This is a genomic window from Amycolatopsis sp. WQ 127309 (assembly GCF_023023025.1).
Taxonomy (GTDB): Bacteria; Actinomycetota; Actinomycetes; order Mycobacteriales; family Pseudonocardiaceae; genus Amycolatopsis.
Genome location: NZ_CP095481.1, coordinates 443,112 through 463,344, shown reverse-complemented (window position 1 = coordinate 463,344; position 20,233 = coordinate 443,112). Strand labels below are relative to the sequence as shown.

Annotated in this window: 4 protein-coding genes and 1 pseudogene; all 5 read left to right on the top strand. The window is 67.5% G+C overall.

Annotated elements, in window-relative coordinates; all coding sequences use genetic code 11:
- Positions 1 to 123: 123 nt before the first annotated feature.
- Positions 124 to 4,620, top strand: a pseudogene (locus MUY22_RS01630) (DEAD/DEAH box helicase); the annotation flags it as partial.
- A gap of 1,259 nt (positions 4,621 to 5,879) precedes the next feature.
- Positions 5,880 to 7,922, top strand: coding sequence for a hypothetical protein (locus MUY22_RS01625; RefSeq protein ID WP_247056241.1), 2,043 nt, complete (start codon positions 5,880 to 5,882; stop codon positions 7,920 to 7,922).
- 26 nt (positions 7,923 to 7,948) lie between these two features.
- Positions 7,949 to 13,660: a hypothetical protein gene (locus MUY22_RS01620; RefSeq protein ID WP_247056238.1), complete on the top strand. Its 5,712-nt coding sequence runs from the start codon at positions 7,949 to 7,951 to the stop codon at positions 13,658 to 13,660.
- 1,067 nt (positions 13,661 to 14,727) lie between these two features.
- Positions 14,728 to 14,964 (top strand): hypothetical protein, encoded by a 237-nt coding sequence (locus MUY22_RS01615; protein ID WP_247056236.1) that lies wholly within the window; start codon positions 14,728 to 14,730, stop codon positions 14,962 to 14,964.
- 647 nt (positions 14,965 to 15,611) lie between these two features.
- A complete protein-coding gene (locus MUY22_RS01610; protein ID WP_247056234.1) occupies positions 15,612 to 20,141 on the top strand; it encodes a hypothetical protein in 4,530 nt (1,509 codons plus the stop codon).
- Positions 20,142 to 20,233: the final 92 nt, after the last annotated feature.

Below are 20,233 nucleotides of genomic sequence, written 5' to 3'. Positions count from 1 at the left end.
TCCGGCGGAAGGAGGCGTCCGCAGGGCCGTACCGGCGACCTGTGTTGACGTTTCACCCTTCGCTTGGCAAAGGTGAAAAAGCGCCACGATCCTGTGGCTGAAACGGCTTCGTCGGAGGTTTTCATGGCCGCAGAAGTGTGCCAAGCCGAAGAAGTCGCCGAGATCCTCGACCGGATCGGGCCGGTCGACGGAAACGTGCTTTTGGAGGAATCGCAGCGCCGCTGGCCACTATTGACAGCGCGGCGCCTGCGCGCGGTTGTGATGGCGGCGATCCGGGCCGGATTGGTTCGGGCCGATGGGGAGATTCTCTCGGTCGTTCCGAAGACGGCACCTCAGTCTGACGAGGGACATCCCGATTTCCTGCGTGCCGTCGTCGTGGATTTCGAATCCGTGGTACGCCCCAGTTCGGAACGACCGGACGGCGACCGCCGAATCTATCAGATCGGCGGCGCTCGGTTGTCCTGCGACTCGGACTGGGTCAGCCGGGGCGAGCGGTTCACCGCCTGGGTCCAGCTGCCGGACGAAGGCTGGGAAGCCGACATCAGGTCGGAGCGCGTCCGCGCGTCCTACGAGCGCGAGGCGGTCGGTCCGGCGGAAGCGTTCGAGGCGCTGCGGCAGTTCTGCGCCGACGCGGACATCCTGATCGCATACAACGGTATGCAGGCCGACTTCCCCTTGCTCGACGAAGCAAGCGCCGACGCGGGCATCCAGGGGTTCGGCGGCCCCCGTCGGGTCGACGCGCTCTACCTCGCCCACGCCGTCTGGCCGGCCGCGCGTTCACACCGTCTTGCCGAGCTCGCCACTGAGCTGGGGATCGACCGTTCCGGGATGCGGTGGCACGATGCCGGGGACGACGCGGTACTGGCCGCTCGCTTGCTCGGGCGCGCGGCCGAAACGGTGGCCGCGTGGCCGCGGGCCGAACGCGATCTGGTGCTGGGCGTGGGGGCGGGAACAGCCGCCTGGGACGTGATGACCTCGTTGCTCGGCGCCGGCCCGACCCTCCCCGAGCACGATGACGCCGCGGTCGTGCAGGTCTTGGCGGACCTGCTCCCGGCGTGGGAACCGAGCCGCCGGCGCACTCGCCTGATCGTCTCGACCGAACTGCGCGACGAGTCGGGCCGGGTCGACCCGCACCGCCTCGCCATCGCTGCGGCTTCCGGCCGGGTGGAGCGTCGTCCCGCACAGCAGGAGATGGCCGCCCGGATGGCCGATCAAGTGACGGCCGGACGGGATGCCCTGTGCGAGGCTCCCACCGGGACCGGCAAGAGCCTCGCCGTCCTCGCCACCGGCCTCGACTGGCTCGCCGGCGCTCCGGGCCGGCAGGTCGTGCTCTCGACCCACACCAAGCAGCTCCAGTCCCAGCTCGCCGAGGACATCACCAGGCTGGTCGCGGTTGTGCCCGGGATCGAGGACGTCGCCACTCTGGTCAAGGGCAAGCGGAACAGGCTCTCCCTGCGTGCGCTCGTCACCGCTCTGGCCGACGCCACCGGCAGTGCACAGCCGGAGCAGCGCATCCGGTTCGCCGCCGACCCGTGCTACCAGGAACTGCTGATCTACTTACTCCGGCGCTTGGGCGAGGCCGGGACGCTGGACCAGCGTTGGTCGTCACGGAGTGTTGATCCAGCCGATCTCCCCGCCTTCGTCGCCGAGTACTTCGAATCGGGTGCTCGCGCTCCGCTTTCGCTCTGGCTCGCTGGTCTCAGCCAGGAAACCGGCGACTACCGGCGCAGCTCCTCGTCGATCCTCGGCCGGATGACCGAGACCGCTGGTGAAGCTTTCGCCGCGCACCAGCTCGTCGTCGCCAACCACGCGCTTCTCCTGGGCCAGCCGGACGTGGGTTCGGACAGGACGCTGCTCGTCATCGACGAGGCGCATTCGCTCGAGCAGGCCGCCACCGCCGCAGCGAGCGCCGAAGTCGACTACCGCTCGGTGGAGAACCTCACCGGCGAGCTGCGCCGTTGGTGCACCCGCGCGCGCGAAGTTCCCGACAGGCTGGTCGAAGCCGTTTCGGATCTGGAGTCGCTGCTGGACACCGAGACGCTGCCACGAGCGGCCCAGGCCGTCTTCGACCGGTCCGGTGGCACGGTGGGTACTCGCGTCATCACCTTGGCCAGCCCGTTCGGCGGAGTCGGCGGCGAGGCCCCGTCCCGGCAGCTGCTCAGCCGCCTCGACCGCCTGGCCCGTTCGTCGAACGCCGTCGCCGGGGCACTGGCCGGGTATCTGGGTGCTCGAACACCGACCGATGCCTGGTGGGAGTACGAGCGCACCGCGTCACTGGCAGCGCGTGTCGAGGTGCTCGCGGACTCGGCCGGCCAGATCACCGAAGACGCGCGGCAGATCCTGGACGGGCGGCCGGATGATCCGCCGCCCGAAGACGGCAACCGCGTCGTCTACGCCACCGAGCTGGAAAGCGAGGGGATCAGCGTTTCCGCTCGCCGGTACGCGTTCGCGGTCACCTCCGCCCCCATCGAGCTCAGCCGCGAGGTGACGTGGGCCGAGGTGCGTCAGCGGTTCAGCCGGGTCTTCTACGTTTCTGCCACGCTCCGGGTGGCCGGCAGCTGGACCTACATCCGCTCGAGGCTCGGTCTCGGGGCGGACGTCGACGCGTTCGCGCTGCCCGGTCCGTTCGACCTGGCCGGCCAGGCTCGTCTGGTCTGCCTCTCCGACTTCCCGAGCTGGGGTGAACAAGCCGACGGCGCGGTGCGGACGACGGCGCACCAGCTGGCCGGCTACGCGGAGGAGGTCATCCGCCGTGACGGCGAAGCGTTCCGCGGGGGCGGTCTGGTCCTGACGACCGCGAAGAAGGCGGCTTCCGCCGTCGCCGAAGGGCTGATCGGTGAGCTCTCCGGGCGAGCCCCGGGAACGCCGGTCACGGTGGCCCCTTTGCTGGGTAACACGCGTGCCGCGCGTGCGTTCGCCGAAACCGGTGGCTTCTGCGTCGCGACGCGGGGGATGTGGCAGGGCGTTGACTTCGCGGCGGACCGGGTTTCGCTCGTGTGGATCAACAAGCTGCCCTTCGCTCCTTTCGCCGACCCGCTCGTCGCCGCCCGGCGCGCGGCAGCGGCGCGCCGGGCCGCTGCCGCCGGTGATCCCGACCCCGAGCGCGCCGCGAACGAGGGCTACTACCTGCCGTTGGCCGCGATGGATCTCCGGCAGGCCGTCGGCAGGCTGGTTCGTTCCACCGAGCACCGGGGCATTGTTGTGATCAGCGATCGCCGGCTGGCCGGCCGCACCGCGCAGCGCCGGAGCTACCGCCGGGTGTTTCTCGAATCGCTCGATCCAGGTCTGCTGGTCCCGGACGAGGCGACCGGCGAGCCCGCGGGCGGCAACGTGATGTCGATGGCCGAGGGCTGGCGGACGATCTGGCGGTTTCTCGGTGACCACGGGCTCATCACCCCGGAACGGGCGGTCGAGCTGTGCGAGTCCGACGCGCTGCGGGCTCACACCTTGCTGCCGGCCACCCGCGAGATCCTCGACGCGGTCATCGGCCCAGAGGAAGAAGCGGCCGCCCGTGCCTCCAGGGCTCTCGGCGACCTGCTGGTCGAGCGGTGCAGCCGGATCGCCGGCCTGCTCCGCTTCTCGGACGAACCGCTTCGGCTGCGAGAGCAGCAGGAGTCGGTGATCCGGGCAGTCGCCGAGGACGCCGACGTCTTGGCCCTGCTACCGACCGGGTTCGGGAAGTCGTACGCCTTCCAGCTGCCGGCGCTGGCGCTTTCCGGGGTGACGGTCGTCGTCTCGCCCCTGGTCGCCTTGATGGCGGATCAGGCTCTGCAGCTGAACGCCACGGTCGGCGGTGCGGTACGCGCGCTGGTCGGCCCGATGCCGGAGTCGAACAGCCGCCGCGGGAAGACCGAAGTCGCCGAACAGCTGACCGGCGTCGCCGACCACGGCATCCGGCTCGTCTACGTCTCGCCGGAGCGGCTGGCGAACCGCCGGTTCCAGGAGTTGCTGCGCGCCGCTGCGGTGAAGGGCATCCTGCGCCGGATCGCGGTGGACGAGGCGCACACGTTCGTGCAGTGGGGTGACGATTTCCGCCCGAGCTTCCGCCGTGCCGAGCGGCTCATCACCGAGCTCCGGAACAACCATCGGGTGCGAGTGACTGCGGTGACCGCCACCGCGAACCAGTCGGTCCACATCGGCCTGCGGACCGGGCTCTTCGGCCTGGCGGAAGAGCCCGCCGCGAATGAGCCGCTTGTCACGGTGAGGGCCAGCCCCCTACGGCCCGAGCTGGCCGTGTACCGGCGGGTGATCCGCAACGCCGGACCGGCCACGGTCGCGGGGCTAGCCGAGGAGATCGCGACCGCGTGCGACGACCACGCCATCTTCTACTGCCTGACGGTGAAAGAGGTCGAGGCCCTGCACGCCCATCTCCGCCAGTTTCTGGGAGAGGCCGGTATCCGCCAAGTCCGGCGCTTCCACGGCCGGCTCTCCGAAGCGGAGAAGGCGGCTGTGCTGACCGAGTTCCGCGAAGCTCCGGCCAAGGGCGACCCCGGGTTCGTTCCGTTGATCATCGTGGCCACCAGCGCCTTCGGACTCGGTGTCAACCGGGTGGACATCCGATGCGTGTTCGTCGTGTCGCCGCCGCCTGATCTCGCCGCGTTGTACCAGCAGTTGGGCCGGGCCGGACGCGATCAGGCCGGCAAGCCTGCGGGGGAAATCACCGCTCCGTCGTACGGCTTGGCCCTGGGGACGGGACGGGGCTTCCGCACCCTGCAGTGGATGCTTGCCCAGGGCATGGCGCCCGCCACCGAGCACCGGATCGAAGGGTTCCTGCTCGAGACCGCCTCCCGATGCGGCGTGCTGGATCCCGACGAGCTCGCGGACAGCTGCCTCCAGGCAGAGGTCGCCGCAGGCCGCGTGCGGCCTGCTGAGGCGCGCCATTCATCCACAATGGATGCTTTCCGGACGGCCGTCGTCCGGTCGGTGGCCGTCCTGGCGAACAGTGGTGTCCTGGACGACTGCGGCGACTTTCCGGCGACCGTGATGCTGACTCCCGTCGACGAACCGCTCGCTCTGGCCGATGACGAGCTGGCGGATGCGGCGACGTGGTTGCGGCGGATCGCTTCGGCGAATCCGGGCCGGTACGTGACCACCGAACTCCACGAACGGCTGGTGCGGGAGGTGCCTGGATACGGCGAGGTGACCGGTGACGTCGCCGGCACCTGGGCGATCCTTTCGACGCTGCACGACCGGGGTTGCGTCGACGTGTCCCAGGCCGGCAACTACCGGACGCTGATCTCGGTCCGGCGGACCTCCGAGGGAGAAGTGGTCGTCCCAGCCAGCGGACATCGTGCTCGACGCGACAGCGAACTGGCTGAGCTTCGTGCCTGGTACAACGAAGACCGCCGCTGCGCCAATGTCGGGATGGCCGGGTACTTCGGCGTGCCGGAGCGCGCCCTGCCCGAGGACGTGTGCGCCACCTCGGCTTGCCGTTGCTCGACCTGCTGGCAACGGGCCGCGGATCGCGCCCCGCGGCCGGACCTGCTCCGTGCGTTCGACACGCCACGTCCCCGGCCGTCGGTCCGGCGGGACGGCCTGCCGTATCGGACAGTGACTGATCGCAACGTCCGCAGCCTGCTCTGGGACAACTACCGTGGACTGGCCGACGCGATGATCCACCGGGTGCTCCGCGGCGACGAGACCTTCCTGGAGACGCGTACCGGACGGCAACGCCCGTTGTGGCCGAAGCTGCTGTACCACCGCCTCCGCGGTTGTGATCCGGGCGTCCGGATCGAGGACGTGCGTGCCGCGCTGGAGCGGCTGACCGTCGCGGAGCAGGTCGTCCGGACGGACGGCGGGCTCTGGCGGCTGCGCAGGTACGCGGAAGCCGACGAACGCCGTGAGCGCACCACGGCCGGACGAGCTGCGGAGGTGGCGACATGACAGCCAGCGCGATCGAGATCTGGCGGCCGCTGCGGGACGACCCGCTGTTCACCGCGGAGCTCCTGGTCGAACCGGACGCGCCGCACGAACGGGTCTTGGCCTACCTGGAACAGGTGGCCCTGACGCGGCGGACCCCGCTGCACGTCGCGACGGCGTTCAACGCCGTGCATTTCGGCTTCGGCACCGACGGGTCGGGCTATCGTGGCGAGCTGCTCGACCCGGAGCTGTTCTTTCGCCTCGACACCGGGACGAACTCGGTTCTCGAGGTCGGTATGTTCGTACGCGTCGAACGAGGCGGGCACACCCTGTGGGCCGAGACGGTCGGGCAGTTCGGGGCCCATCACGGCGTCGAGGCCGACGGCTGGGTCCCGCCCGAGCTGACGAGCACGTCCGGACGGAACGAGCGTCCGCCCGCCGGCAAGGTCCGTGCCGTCCTCGACTTCGAGGCATTCGGCACCGGACTCAACCACCGGGACCGGGCGGAGCTCGCTCGGCTGCGGCGCCGCGGCACGGTCCTCGACTCGCGAGGCCACGCGCTCGGCACGGACCCGGCGATGACGCGACCGCACGGCATCGGCCGGTACGCGGAGTGGCTGCTGACCAGCGCGAAACCCCTGCTGCTCAGCGGCCCGCTCGGCGGCCTTCTGAACGATCCCCACGACGACGGCGCGCTGGCCGCCGCCCTCGATGCGGCCCTCTCCACGATCGACAAGCTCCTCGCCCGGTCGGAGATCCTGCGCCGCTGGGGCCTGTACGCCACCCCCGTCGACCGGTTCAACGAACGTATTTCCTCGCCTGGTGTTCTCGGCGGAGACGACCTGGGTGAACTGGTCAGGATCGTCACTCGGCCGACGGACCAGACCCGCTACACCGGCGTCTGGCCACTGCTGGCGAGGGCACATCACGCGGACGTGCCGGACCCGCTCGCCTTCGCCGACGCGGTCGAAGCCGTCGTGCACGCCAATCTCGCGATCGGCGACGGGGCCGCCCGGCTCGACGGGTTCGAGGTGCGGCTCGACGACCCGTGGCAGGCGGGTGGCGTGTGGCGCGCCGCGCCGTGCTCCGCCCCGGACGACGAGCCCATCCCGGACGACGTCGTTGTGGAGCACCTCGACAGCACGCTCACCGTCGTTACGGTGGCGCTCCGCGCCACCCACATCGACAACGGCGTGCTCCCGCTGCCCTCGTACGTCACAGAGCTCCTCCCACACGAGAACATGATCATCGACCTGTTCCACGACGGCGAGCCACTCGACGACGCGATGCGCGTCCAAGACGTGGTCCTGAGGGACGACCGGCTGACCGGGATCACCTGGCCGTTCGGGTTCTACCCCGGGATCAAGGTCACCGTCGCCGCCGCCCGCGGCGCCAGCCGGGTGGCGCTCTCGACGAAGCTCCTCGACGAGCCCCTGCCCTACGGCGACGACTACCGGTGGGCCGCCGACGAAAAGCTCGTCGCCGCCGCTCTCGGCCTGGCCGAGGCGCCCGCTCCTGCGCCGGCGGCCGCCCGCGGTGTCAAGCCGGGGCGCGGGGTGGACCCGCTGGGGCGGTTCATCGTCAACGCACTGCGCAGACATGGCGAGGCGGGACCGTTCGGTGCGCGACAGCTCACCGGTCCACAGCTCATGACGGCTCTGTTCGGGCCGGAGCCGGTCAACCCAATGCTGCTCTGGCAGGTGATCCACACCTGTGAAGACCTCGTGACCGCGGACAAGCTCACCTGCGAGCCGGTCGAGGGCGCGCCGGACGTTTTCGTCTGGTGGCCCGACGGTGCCGGTGCGCCCCGTGTCCCCGATCAGGCCCGGCGCCCGGGCGGGCTGGCCGGCCGGGTCAAAGAGCACTGGGTGCCACCCGGCATGCGTCAGCTCCCGGACGGGTTTCGGGCCAGCGAGCAGGCGAAGGCGAACTACGCGAAGTACGTCCGCGGACTACGGGGACCGCAGGCATCCGTGGAACTACCACCCGGTTTCACCTTCGTCCGAGGGCATCGTCGCGGTGACGAACCAGGCCCTGTCTGGCTCGACGCGACTTCCGACTGAACCGGGTAGAGAGAGGACGATCGGACATGGCCGCTCCACACCGGCGTCACCGCCACGACACACATCTCGGCGGGCCGCTCGACACCACTGACCTCATGGCACAGGCTGCGGTGGAAACCGACCTGGACAAGGCCGCCCGCCTGCGTGCCCAGGCCGAGCTGGCCGGAATGCTGGACCGGCTCGGCGACGTCGTGGAAACCGCGCTCGACCTCGTGACGGCCGAGGAGTTCTCCCGGCTGGTCTGGCGGCTGCCCAACCCCGATCGGACGAACTTCCTGCGTGAACTGCGCGTCCCGCCTGCGAAACGGCCGACACCGATGGCAGCACGCGACGGGCTTGCCCGTCTTCGCACGTGGCCGCGGGAGCGGCGCACACACGCCGTGCAGCGTCTCGTGTCTCCGGTGCGCCGCGCGCTGGCCCCGGCCTTGACCGAATGGCGCCATAGCCACGACGACGACGGCCTGCGGCAGGCGCTGACGAATGACCCGGCGCAAGCGAACATCGTCCGGTTGACGGTCTTCGCCGATTGGCAGCGAGAAGCCGCCTCGGTCGCCGCGCTGCGGATCGCCCTGCGCAGCAAGCTCGCTTTGCCCACCTGGCCGAGCGAGCTCGTCGACACCGTCGTCGAAGCCTGTCAGCGGCTGGAGGCGTTGAGCGGTGACTCCGCGACAGCGGTCTGTTCCGACGTCGAACCCGGGCTGGACGATTTCGCCAAAACGGCCGAACGGCTACGGGAAGCCCTCGCGGAGGCCCAGCGGGCAGCGGCCGGCGTCTCCGCACGGCTGGCGGATTCCCGGCCGGCGGCCCCGGAGGACCTCGCGGTGATCGCGGCGCTCGAGCAGCTGGCCGACTCGGCATGGGTGCTTCTCGAAGAGCAGGGATCGGGCCAGGGTTCCGAGGACTGTCTCGTGCTGGCCGCGCGCTTGGACGCCGCGGCGGAGCGGGCAAGCCGGCCGGCCGGCCACCCCGAACTCGACCGTCTCGAGGACCTGGAGGGTCCGCCGGAATACGGAGAGATGATCGCGAGCGTCCGCCATTCCGCGAGAGAGCTACTCGGCAGTGGGGCCTGGGACGACGCCCAGCAAAGCCAGGCGGAGAGCTTGACCGCGTTGGTCCGCCTGGTCGATGCCACGGCCGCGGGGGAGGCCGGAGCGGCAGTCGAACTCCACCAGACTGCGCAGGCGACACTGCCCGACGACATCCGTCCGTTGCTCGTGATCGCCTTGTTGGGCCGTCTCGGCTTCCGCGCGGAGGATCGGCCGGAACCGCGCGACCTGATCGTGGCGGAGCCGGCACCCGAGCCGCAGCCCCTTCCACGCACGGTAGCGCCTCCGGCCGAGGAGGAGACGGTCGCTGCCGAAGTACCGCCTCCCGCCGACGAACCGGATGACAACGCCGAAGCCCGGCAGCTGACCGTGGCCTTGCTGGACGCCGGCAAGCTCGCGCTGGCCCACCACGCCGCGGCCATCTCCGAGGACGACCGGCTCGCCGAAGCGATCCGGTTGCTCACGTTGGCGACGGCCGTCCGGACCGAAGAGGGTGCCACCGCCAAGGAGCTGCGGGAATCGCTCGAAAAGCTCGAGCTGCGCCGCTTCGACGGCCATCAGCCCGCCCAGCTCGCCTTGTTGATGTCGGCCGTCCGCGCCGCGCTCGTGACGGCCGACCCCCATGCCGGGGAACTGGTCGGAGGGCTGAGTGGGCACTTCAGCCAGCAGCCCCACCTGGTCTCGCTTACCTCGGCGATAGGCACTGCCTCGGCGCGCGGGCAGCTCTACAACCAAGCCATCCTGGCCGAGCTGGCGCCGATCGCGATCGCGGACAACGACATCTCCGCCGCAGCCGAGGCAGCGGCCGCCGACCGCGACCGGAGCAGAAACCTGCGGTTCCCACGGGCCAACCAGATCGCGGAGGAGTGGTGGGCTCCGACCGGGCTGATCGGCCGCGCGGTGGCCATCGCGGCGGCCGATCGGAGGGAAGACATCGAAACCGCGGCCGGGACACTGCGCAAGCTCGGCAAGCGCCAGGATCTCATCGGCGAGCTCAAAAGCCTCGACGACCGCTTGCGCAGCCCGGGTTCACGCCCCCTTGAAGGAGCGTCCCGTCGCCGGATCCTCGAGCAGGCCACCGAGTCATTCGATCTGGTGCGGGCGTGGATCGACGCAGTGCGCGCGGAGGCCAGCACGGCCCGCGGGCCGCAACCGCCATCCGCACAGGTGGCCGAGCTGCGCTCCCAGGTGCGTGAGGATCGGACGGCGGCGGCCGGCGAGCTCGATGCGTTGCGTCACGGGAGTGCCGACCCACTGCTGGCGGCAGCGGCGACCGCTTGCCTGGTCCTGCTCGAGCAGAGCGTCGACATGCTCGACGGCGAAAGCCTGCAGGGTGCCGAGCCCGACCCGCACGCGGTGCTGAACCGCGATCTGCTGCGAAGTGTGGCGCTGCGGCTCAGCGCCGACCTCGTCCCGGACCGGCCGACAACCTTGGAGGACATCCGGCTCGCCGACCGCACCAGCTGGGAGACCGCGTTCGACGAGCGGCTGGCCAACGAGGACTTCGTCGCCGTCCGGACGATCGTCGACGCGATCTCCGAAGAAGCCGGTCGGGACATGACTCCGCTGCTCGACCAGCTCGAACAGGCGGTCGCTCGCTCGCGGGCCGAGGTGCGCGTGCTGGCCACGGAGATCGAAGGGCGGGTCCAGAAGGCGGCCCGGCTGGGCCAGCTCCTGGAATCGGCGCGGTCCGACGTGCTGGCCCAGCTCGAAGCCGCCCGCCCCGATCGTGACGACCTGGACCAGGTGCGCCGGCTCCTCGCCGAGATCGATCGCCGTCTGCCCGAGTACGCGGCGAAGGCGAAGGAGGAACTTTGGGAGCGGGTGACCTTCGAGCTGAACCGGGCCGGGCAGCGCGTCCCGGAAAACGCCGCGGCAGACATTCGCGCGCGGATCGACGCCGGCGATCTCGCCACGGCGGAGGAGTATCTGCTCATCGCGCTCGGCGGTGAGGAACCTCCGAGCACTTCGGGATCCACCGACTTGCATCGCTTCCTTGCCGCACTCGACACGCTCCCTGTCACGGTGGCGCGTGACGCGGTGAAAGCCGCTGAAAACGGCTCCGTTCTCGCGGACTGCCTGGACTTCGGACCGTTGTCCCCGGCGGAACGGACCGCGGCGGCCGATGGGCTGCACGCATGGCTCGACCTCGCCGGAGACCAGCGGCACCGGGCGTTCCGGCCTGCGCTGGCCCAGGCGCTGCGGCTTGCCGGCCTCGAGTTCATCGCCGAGCGCCCGGCCGGGCTGTCTGACGGGCCGAGCCGGCGCTGGGTCGAGCTGAGTGGTGTGAAACGGGTCGGCGACGCCCTGATCCCGGCGTTCGGTTCGCTTGCCGGTGATCAGCTGCGGCTCATGCTGTGCTGGAACGCGCCCGATGTCCGGACGCTCTTCGCCTGGGTGGCCCAGGACACGAGTGACTCACCCGTCCTGGTGGCCGTTTTCGGAACGTTGTCCGCGGGGCAGCGGCGAGCGCTGAGCAAGGTCACCGCGGGCCGGCCGGAGAAGCCGGTGATCATGCTCGACGACATGGCACTGGTCTACCTCGCCGCCTACGGCGGTGGGCGGTTCGCGGCCACGGAACGGATTCTCCTCCCCTTCGCGACGACCAACCCGTACTATCCGCACGCGACGGGCAACGTGCCGAGCGAGATGTTCAAAGGCCGGTACGAGGAGCGTTCCGCCATCCTCGATCGGCACGGGGCCAGCCTGCTCTACGGCGGTCGGCAGCTCGGCAAGTCGGCGGTGCTCCAAGCCGCCGCACGCCGGTTCGAGGTCACCCTGGAAAACGTCGCGGTATACCTCTCCCTGCCCGCCTTCGGCGTGACCCGGAAGCCTGACGCGCTGTGGGACATGATCGTCGCCGGGCTCGCCGAACGCGGGATCACCGCCCCGAAACAGCGAGGAAGGGACGCCGCCAAGCACGCCGAACGGGTGGTGAAGACTTGGCTGGCGGCGGACGCCCAGCGACGGTTGGTGCTGCTGCTCGACGAGAGCGATCTGTTCTTCGACGCGGACGCCACAACCGGGTTCGCGACGACCACTCGGCTGCGTGACCTGATGAACTCGACCGATCGCCGGTTCAAGCCGGTCTTCGCGGGTCTGCACCAGGTTCAGCGGTTCGCGCAGCTGCCCAACCAGCCGCTCGCCGCCGCCCACTTCGGTGACGCGCTGGCGATCGGCCCGCTGGCCCCGGAACCCGCTTACCAGCTGATGTTCACGCCGATGGAAACGCTGGGCATCTCGTTCGCCTCGGACGAGCTCATCCACCGTGTGCTGGCCTACTGCAACTACCAGCCCAAGCTCTTGCAGCTCGTCGGGGAAGCGCTCGTGCGGTCCGCGCACGAGCGGCGGGAGGACAATCCGCGGTACGTGATCGGCGACGACGAGCTCGAACGGGTCATCGGCTCCGAAGCGGTCCGGCAGAAGGTGCGCGAAGCCGTGCACCTGACCCTGAACCTCGACTCGCGCTACAAGCTCATCGCCCTGGTGGTGGCCCTGTCCGCGCTGGAGCGTGGTGCCGACCAGACAGTGACGACGGGCAAGCTGCGCGACGAATGTCTTGCCTGGTGGTCGGAGGGCTTCACCGGGCAGGGAGCCGACGAGTTCCGGTCGCTTCTGGAAGAGATGAGCGGGCTCGGCGTGCTCGCCGCCGCGGACGGCGGCTGGCGGCTGCGCTCGAGCAATGTCCTGCGGCTGCTGGGCTCGGCACAGGACATCGAGGACGAGCTGTTCGGTTCGGAGTGGCTGCCGCCGACCAGGCTCGCCGCCGAAAACGCCCGCCGGACGGTCGCCGACGGTTTGGCCGCCCCGCTCACCGAGAAGCAGTTCGCCACCTTGATCGAACGCAGCAACCGCATACGGCTGGTACTGGGCAGCCGGGCGACGGGTATCGACCACGTGCGGCAGCTGCTCCAGGAGGAGCACGGGCGGATCGGTGCCCGGTGCACGCTGGTGAAGTCGACGTCTCCGGAGAGCTATCGACGCGAGCTGCGCGGTGGCAAGCCCGGTGACCCGCACCGGATCGTGTTCTGCGACCTGGGCACGATGAAGGTCGTCAGTGCCTGGACGGCCATCGACCAGGCACTCGAGCTTTTCCCTGAGGCGGGAGTGACCCGTACCGTGGTCGCCCTAGCCAGCGCCGACGCGAGCGAGGTCTTCTCCGCGATCTGCGACTCCGAGCGTCCTGATCTCGCCGACCTCGTCGTCCCGTTGCGCCGTGTCTCGGCGGACGGGCTCCGCTCGTGGTTCGGCGCCGACAACCTGACGACGTCGTTCAGCGACGCGGTCAGCCAGGGAGAGCTGCTCAAGATCACAGGAGGCTGGACGAGCCTCCTGAACCAAGCCGCGAGGCTGGCCGCCGGAGAGGCGCGAAGTGCCCGCTTGGTCTGCGAAAGGATCCGCCAGCAGCTCGCTGGGCCGGAAGGCGCAGCGGAGCTGGTTGACCAGGTCGGAGTGACAGCGATGCCCGCCTGGGCGGATGCGTTCGACGAGTTCGTGAACTATGACGACTCGCTGACGGCTGACGATCTTCTGGCCCTCTTCGACGAACACGGCGGTGCGGCGACCATGGGTGTTTTGCGGAATTTGGACGTGCTGGTGGAGCGCCCGCAAGACGGCTTGTGGGAGCTCGAGCCGGTCATCGCGGCGGCTTGGCGTGTGCTGTCCGCGTCACGCCGAGACGGCGCCGGCTGACTCTCGACGTACCGAATTGAATTTGTGTTCGCGGCCCACTGCCTGCAGAGGTGGCGGGTCCACACTGCTTATTGTGCGCCGCGGCGAGGGAGGTAGGGGCAGCGGGTACTGACCTGGAGATGTCGGTCAAGGTCCACGACGAGCGTCTCGAGCCATGGGTGAGTCCGGTCTGCCGCAGCGAACGTTGCTGACCGTAGCTTCGGCGCCACTGCCGACGGGCGAGGTGGCTGAGGCGATCGAGTTGCCGGAGGGGCGGTGGCGGCCTGTCGGCTTTGGTGTTGATCAAGGGTACGCAGATCGGCTCGTTCTGTTGTCGGAGTCGGATCGTTGGCGGTTACTTTGGCCGTGCGTTCGCTGCTGACCTTCAAGAGTGGATCTCGCCAGGTCAGGTGCCAGTTTCGGCCGGGCTCACGGACATGAGTTCGCGCCCCGCTTCGTTGCGGACACGATGGCGACGTCGATCTGCTCGTTCTTGGTCGATGGTCGGCTGACGAACGCGACCGTCGAGCTGTGGAAGACCCATCGCGGTGGTTCGCGGGTCGGGCCGGTGGGTGGCGTGGCTGGCGTTCGTGTCCGGTATCTGCCGACCGTTGGTGGCGAACATCTGCTCAGAGTCGGCCTTGGTGATGGTTGCGGCGTGACCGTCGCTGGTCGAGCTGCTGAACTGCGCGTTGACGCAGCGATCTCGCGAGATTGGCTCCGAGACCGTCGGCTCTGGTAACGAGACGTCTGGTCAATCATCCGGCAGTTGCGGACGGTCTACAGCGACGGGGGAGCGGCCTGTCGAGGCTTCGGTGTTGATCAAGGGTGCGCATTTGTACCAGTTGCTCTACCGGCAGGAGACCGGCTCGCTCTGATCTCGGGTTCGGTTATTGGCAGTTACGTCGGCGGTGCGTTGGCTCTCGACGTTCAGTGGCGGATTCCGCCAGGTCAGGAAGCAGTTTTCGGCCTTGCTCCGAATGCCGACATGTTCCCCGGCACGCGTGGCCGCCAGGTCACGCTGGAACGCAGCGCGCCGAAGGCGCTCCGTCCGGGCGACCTCGTCGCGAGCGGCGCGTTCTGGTGGGGTGATCACCAGCGTGGTCGCGATCCTGATCGCGGTCTTCGTCCTCCACCGACACATTCGTTCCCACCACCTCCGCTTCCGGGTTCGGTTCGACCTGCTGCCGACGGCGACGTTCGATCCGTCGCCGCGAGCAGGGTGCTGGGGGTCAGTCATGGAGACGATGGATCAGCCATCAGTCGAAGACGGCGTGAACGACCGCTGGGACGAGTTCGTCCGCGCCACTTTCCGACCGCGCTAGCCACTCGCGACGACGACCCCGGCGAGATGCCAGGGCCGTCGACCTATCCGTAGCCTCTACTCAACCGCGGCGCAGCACCGTCTTGCATGTCACCTGCATGCGACATCACCCGCACTCGTAGCGGCGGATGCGCCTCACACGATGAACGTCAGCCACAATTCGACCCATCCGCACACTGCTACGCCGGCGAGTGCCGCGACGATCCGCAGGTCGATGGCGACAATCCGCCCGGAACGGTCAACGCCAGCCTGCGGGCCTCTTACGTGGACTCACAAGGTCCGATGTCATCACTCACGGTGCCCATCCCGCCGGACCTCAGCCCGGCGTGTCGGACCGGAACACCGATCTTGAGACAGTCGCGACCTGGCTGTTCGGATACACCCGGTGTGCAGTGAACGATTCCTGACCACTGTCGAGAGGGTCTGTTCGTGAGGGAAGTCCGGCTGATCAGGCGGGTTTGGGCGACGGTGGTAGCCGGTGCCGGTGTGCGTGTGAACGATGTACTGCAAACAGGCCCATCCCACCCGGAGGAGGGGGTGATGGCGCCAACGAGGCTGAATGATCGGATCGACGCGGGACCGGGTTGCGACCGCGGCATGTCAGGTGCGCGATGGTGTCACGCTCGCTTGCCGAGGGAGGTGGCGTAGTTGTCGGACTGGATGCTGGACGCGGAGGTGCTCGGCCGGGTTCATGTGATGCATGGTTCCGGTGTCGCTGATCTATCGGACGGTGTGCAGAGTTTCCTGAAGGTGCTGGGTGCGCCGTGGCCTGAGGGCAACGGCGATCGCATGTATTCGATGCGGGATTCGTGGGATGCGAGTGTGCGGTGGTTGGAGGACCTGCTCGCTCTGGTGAAAGAGCTCTCGCCTGAGGTCGCGGCCGGGTTGGTCGGTGAGCTGGGAAACTTTTTTGAGGGGTGGCTGCGCGAGGACGCGGTGTCGGGGTTGCAGGGTTTGATCGCAGCCGGCCGGGAACTGTCGAAGATGCTGAAACGGGGTGCAGCGGACACGGTGAAGGGCCAGGCCGAGATGGTGTTGATGACGCTGATGGCGCTGGCGGCAATTGCGTCGTTGTTGTCGTCGTTGTGGGGCGCGTTTTTTGTTCCGTTGGTGGAGGCGGCGGCGCGATTGGGACTGTGGGCGTTGTTTCGTGAATTGCTGGCGAAGCTGGGGTCGATGTCGGCCGAGGCTGCGTTGGCAGGGGCGTCGAACGCGGTCAAGGTGGGTGCGAAAGCGACTGTGACGGACCTGGGGTCGGTGACATGGGGAGGCGTCCGCGATGCTGCGCTGGCTGCGGGGAAGACGGCGTTGAAGTTCGGTGCTGTCGGTGCTGGGTTGATGGGTGGTATGGATCTTGGTATTGAGGTGGGTCAGGTCGCGTTGAATCTACGGGATGAGGTGGACGTCAAGTCGGCTTTGTTGGCGGCGGTGGGTGGTTTCGTGGGAGGTGCCGCTGGCGGGTTGTTCCATGCTGTCGCGTTGGACATGGCGGAGGTGGGCAGGAAGGCCGTGACGGCTGCGACTGAGGGGGCGGCGGGCAGGAAGGCTGTGGGCGGGGAGGCTGTGGGCGGAAAGGCGTCGGATGAGAAGGTCCCGCGTTACGTCTCGGCGGTGGGGGATGTGCTGTATGGCGGTGGGCAGGTGGGGGTGGCGATCGCATCGGCGCCGTTGGTCAATCTGGTGACGAATTCTCCGGGTGCGTTGACGGCGGGTGTACTTGGGGCATTGAGTCGTTTCGGGGGTGGCCGTCATGGTGGTAGCGAGTCCACTGGCGGCGATAGGGCGACGCTGGACGCGGCGTTTGCTGCAGTGGATCAGGTGCGACCGATCCCGTTGATTTCGGGCGAGGCCAAGGGTAGCGAGAAGGCCGGGGCCGGTGGTGGGGTCAAGTCGGGTGCTTTCGGCAGCGTGGAGGGTGTGGAGGCACCGCCTCCGTATTCGGTCGTGCCAGAGGTCGAGCAAGCTGGGGACGTTGTCCCGCTGTCTTATGAGGACAGTCAGGCGGTTGTTGTGGGTGGCCGGGAGCTGGGGACGATGTTCGGCCAAGCTGGAGCCGATCGCACCCCGCTGGCGGCTGCGGCAGGTGCTGCCGAGCCTTTGACGGCATCTGGCGCACTTGAGAATGCCACGACGACCGGTGTGGGCCAGGCCGGCTATGCCTCGTCACCGTCGGATGGTTCTACCGCCGCAGTCCGTCCGTCCGAGCACGTTCTCGGCAGGCGCTCAGGCACAGTGTCGTCGAAGGCAGTGATTGGTGGGCTGGACTCTCCGCCATCTTACAGCTCGAACGTATTGCCAGGACGAACGGCAATGGCGAGTGTGCCTGTGGGTTCCGGCAAAACAGGTGGTGCACTGTTCCCGGTTGAGCCACAAGCGACCGCACCCTCGGTCGGAATACCAATCTTCGCAGGAGAAGCAGGGCCAGTTGACAGTGGCGCAGCTTCACCTCAAGCGCTTGAGCAATTTCCTTCCGAACCATCGCAACAGGCGCACGGCGATGTCGGTGTTCCGGATCACACTGCTACGGTTCCTGGTCGCGTCCCGGTGGAAGGAGACGTCGGGGCCATCGAAGGCCACACTGCAGGCGGCTCGGATGTGGTGGCAGGCTCCGGCGCGGAGCGACCCAGAGGCTACGTACGCCGGATGACCGCACCGTTCTCCTCCGAGCACGAACCTCGCGAGTTCACGACGGTATCGATTCGGAGCACTGGGGACGAAGGTGGGCCGGGCGAGACACGACGGCCCCTCAATCTCCCGGTGGAGAGCCCGGTATTTACCCACGGTTCCCTCGCTGGGGAAGAGAAAACCGATCAGCTGAACACTTCGGCACACCGTCACCGGAGCACCGGATCCTATTCGGGGACCGCACCCCTTGGCGAGGATGTCCCGGACTCGGTGACCGCGATCGCCGCGGAGGTGCTCGGCTCGCCGCCGGTGGTCGGCGGCAGCGAATCGACAGTCCTGGTGTTGCCGCACAACGCAGGTGTCGCGTTCGTCGACCCCCGTTACACCCCCAACATCACCCAAGCCTTCAGAAACCACGGAGCCGGCACCTTCGCGGTGGCCGCCCATCACCGTGCCAATGCCTTCCAGCTCCCCGACAACTCCGGCCGAGACATACCGCACACCTACACCGAATTCGCCGGCACCCTCGCCGGCCTCCCTGCTTCGCTGGTCACCTGGAGCGCGGTCACCGACGTCGTCCTCTACGCCTGCGACCTCACGCCGCACTCGATGACCGCGATTCAACATGCCGTTACCTCCATTCCAGTTCTATCTCACATCACCGTCGCCGCGCGTCACTTGCACGGTCAAACCCGCATTCACCTCGACGGCAGCACCGCCCACGGCACGACACTGCCTCCGGCGCCACCCGGCGCTCTCAGCCTCGGCTTCGACGACAGTGGATATCCCTCGGACGCACACGAATTCGCGCAATACGCCGAAGGTATCTCCACGTTGTCTCCGAGGCCTCCTGTAGATGTGCTCCACGATCTGAACGACCTACTAGAGACGAATCCCGGCGCGATCGGAGGCTGGCTGGCAACCGAAGCTACGTCGGCCAGGGACCGACTTCGCAGCAACGTGGACCAGTCAAGCGACGCGCATCCAATAAAATCACATTACGAGATTCTCCAGAATCACTTGATGGTGCCTGTCGCCAGTCCAACTCCCGGTGCTTTCGTTTTCGCACCCGCGACGCCAAGGGGAAACGTTGACCTCGCAGACCTGAGTGTCGTCATGGAAGATCTGGTCTCGCGCGGACATGTCTATGCTGCGGAATCCATGGCTCATTTTCTCTTGAGGAACGACAGGCGAAACCCTGGCGTAAATGTCCCAAGAAAAAAGTACTACACTCACGGCGCCGCACTTGATGACGCGCCCAGGTTCGGAGGTATCCACCGGATCCGCATCGACTCGAATCCGAAATCGAACTGGAAGTCTTTTTACTCATTGCTCGGCAAAAAATCGTGGCCCGGAGCCGAAGAGCGCAGAGTCTTCATCCACTCGGTTTTGACTTTGGCACTCGAACGGTCGCCGTATGCGCATCAAGAGACCGATGCGCTAAAACTCCTTCAAGATCGCCTACCTGACATAGTAGCGGCATATAAGGAAGACGACTGGCATCGCGCGGTCTCTAAAGCCAATGCAATTGTTGCGCATCAGCGGATCGAGCCTTACATTGAAATAATGTCCGGCGCCCCTCCTCGAATATCGGAAGACAAGAACATTCGTTGGTATGCAGTAAATGCTGACGTCAAATATGGCGCAGGAATAGTGGAGCAGTTCGTGGCAGCCGCCTACCTTGATTTTGGCAACGAGGCCGCCTCGGTGGCTGCCAGAGTCTTCACCGACTCTCTTGACTTGACGCCAAAGACTACGCGGTCAAGAGTTGTTCACGTCATTGACGAATCACAACGGAAGCTTCAAAGGTACCTGAATACAGTTCGCTTGGCTGCGGCAGATGTCGCCGACTTTGTTGCCGGGGATCTCGGTAAGAGAATTATCGCGGAATCAAACCGCTCCTATGGTGACACCAATATTCGAGAGCTTCAGGCGGTCCTGTACGGTCAACCGTCAGGAGGTCACAAGAACCGCCACGCGCCCATGCTCGACCACGGGGCAGCGAAGCGATGGCTAGGTCAACTGTCGGCAGACATTGGACAAGAGAGTGGGCGCGGCGGATGGATATTGGACACTGAGCATATCAAAGCAGCGACAGACGAATTCTTGGACGCGTTCAGTCTCCCAGCAGACTCACATTTTGCCACGGCAGACCTGAAACCGCTACGCAGTGTACTCTCCTTTTTCCTGGATGCTGACAAAAGGAGTGAAGCGATATTTGTCGCCGCCCTGTTCACCGAAATTAACAGGATGAAAGCGTCATCGTCCGGCAGTTCCGAGGTGGCGGCAAGTGCTACCGTCGTACCCAGTATCCAGGAGTCCGTCAGCAAGAGCGCCGCCATCGCCGATGGCGGATCCGGGCTCTCCTCATCGGACTCTGGCGGTCCCTCGCCCGCCGGTCTCACGGCTGGCTACCGTGGCGGCGCTGGAGGTTCAGTTGCCGAGCAGACGCTGGAGCACTTCCTTTCCGGGGACAGCGGGGCCGTCGAAGGCCACACCGCGGCCGGCCAGAATGTGGCGGCAAGCTTCGACGTGAAGCATCCCGATTCTTGATGCAGTGTCACCTGAAAGAACACCGAGATAGCCCGATCCGGTGAACGGGCGACAAAAAGACCGAGCCGGCTAGGCTTTACTCTCTTTAGCGC

Excerpts from the sequence above, each read along its gene's own strand:
- MUY22_RS01625 (WP_247056241.1), top strand. The coding sequence starts at position 5,880 with ATGACAGCCAGCGCGATCGAGATCTGGCGGCCGCTGCGGGACGACCCG.
- MUY22_RS01620 (WP_247056238.1), top strand. The coding sequence starts at position 7,949 with ATGGCCGCTCCACACCGGCGTCACCGCCACGACACACATCTCGGCGGG.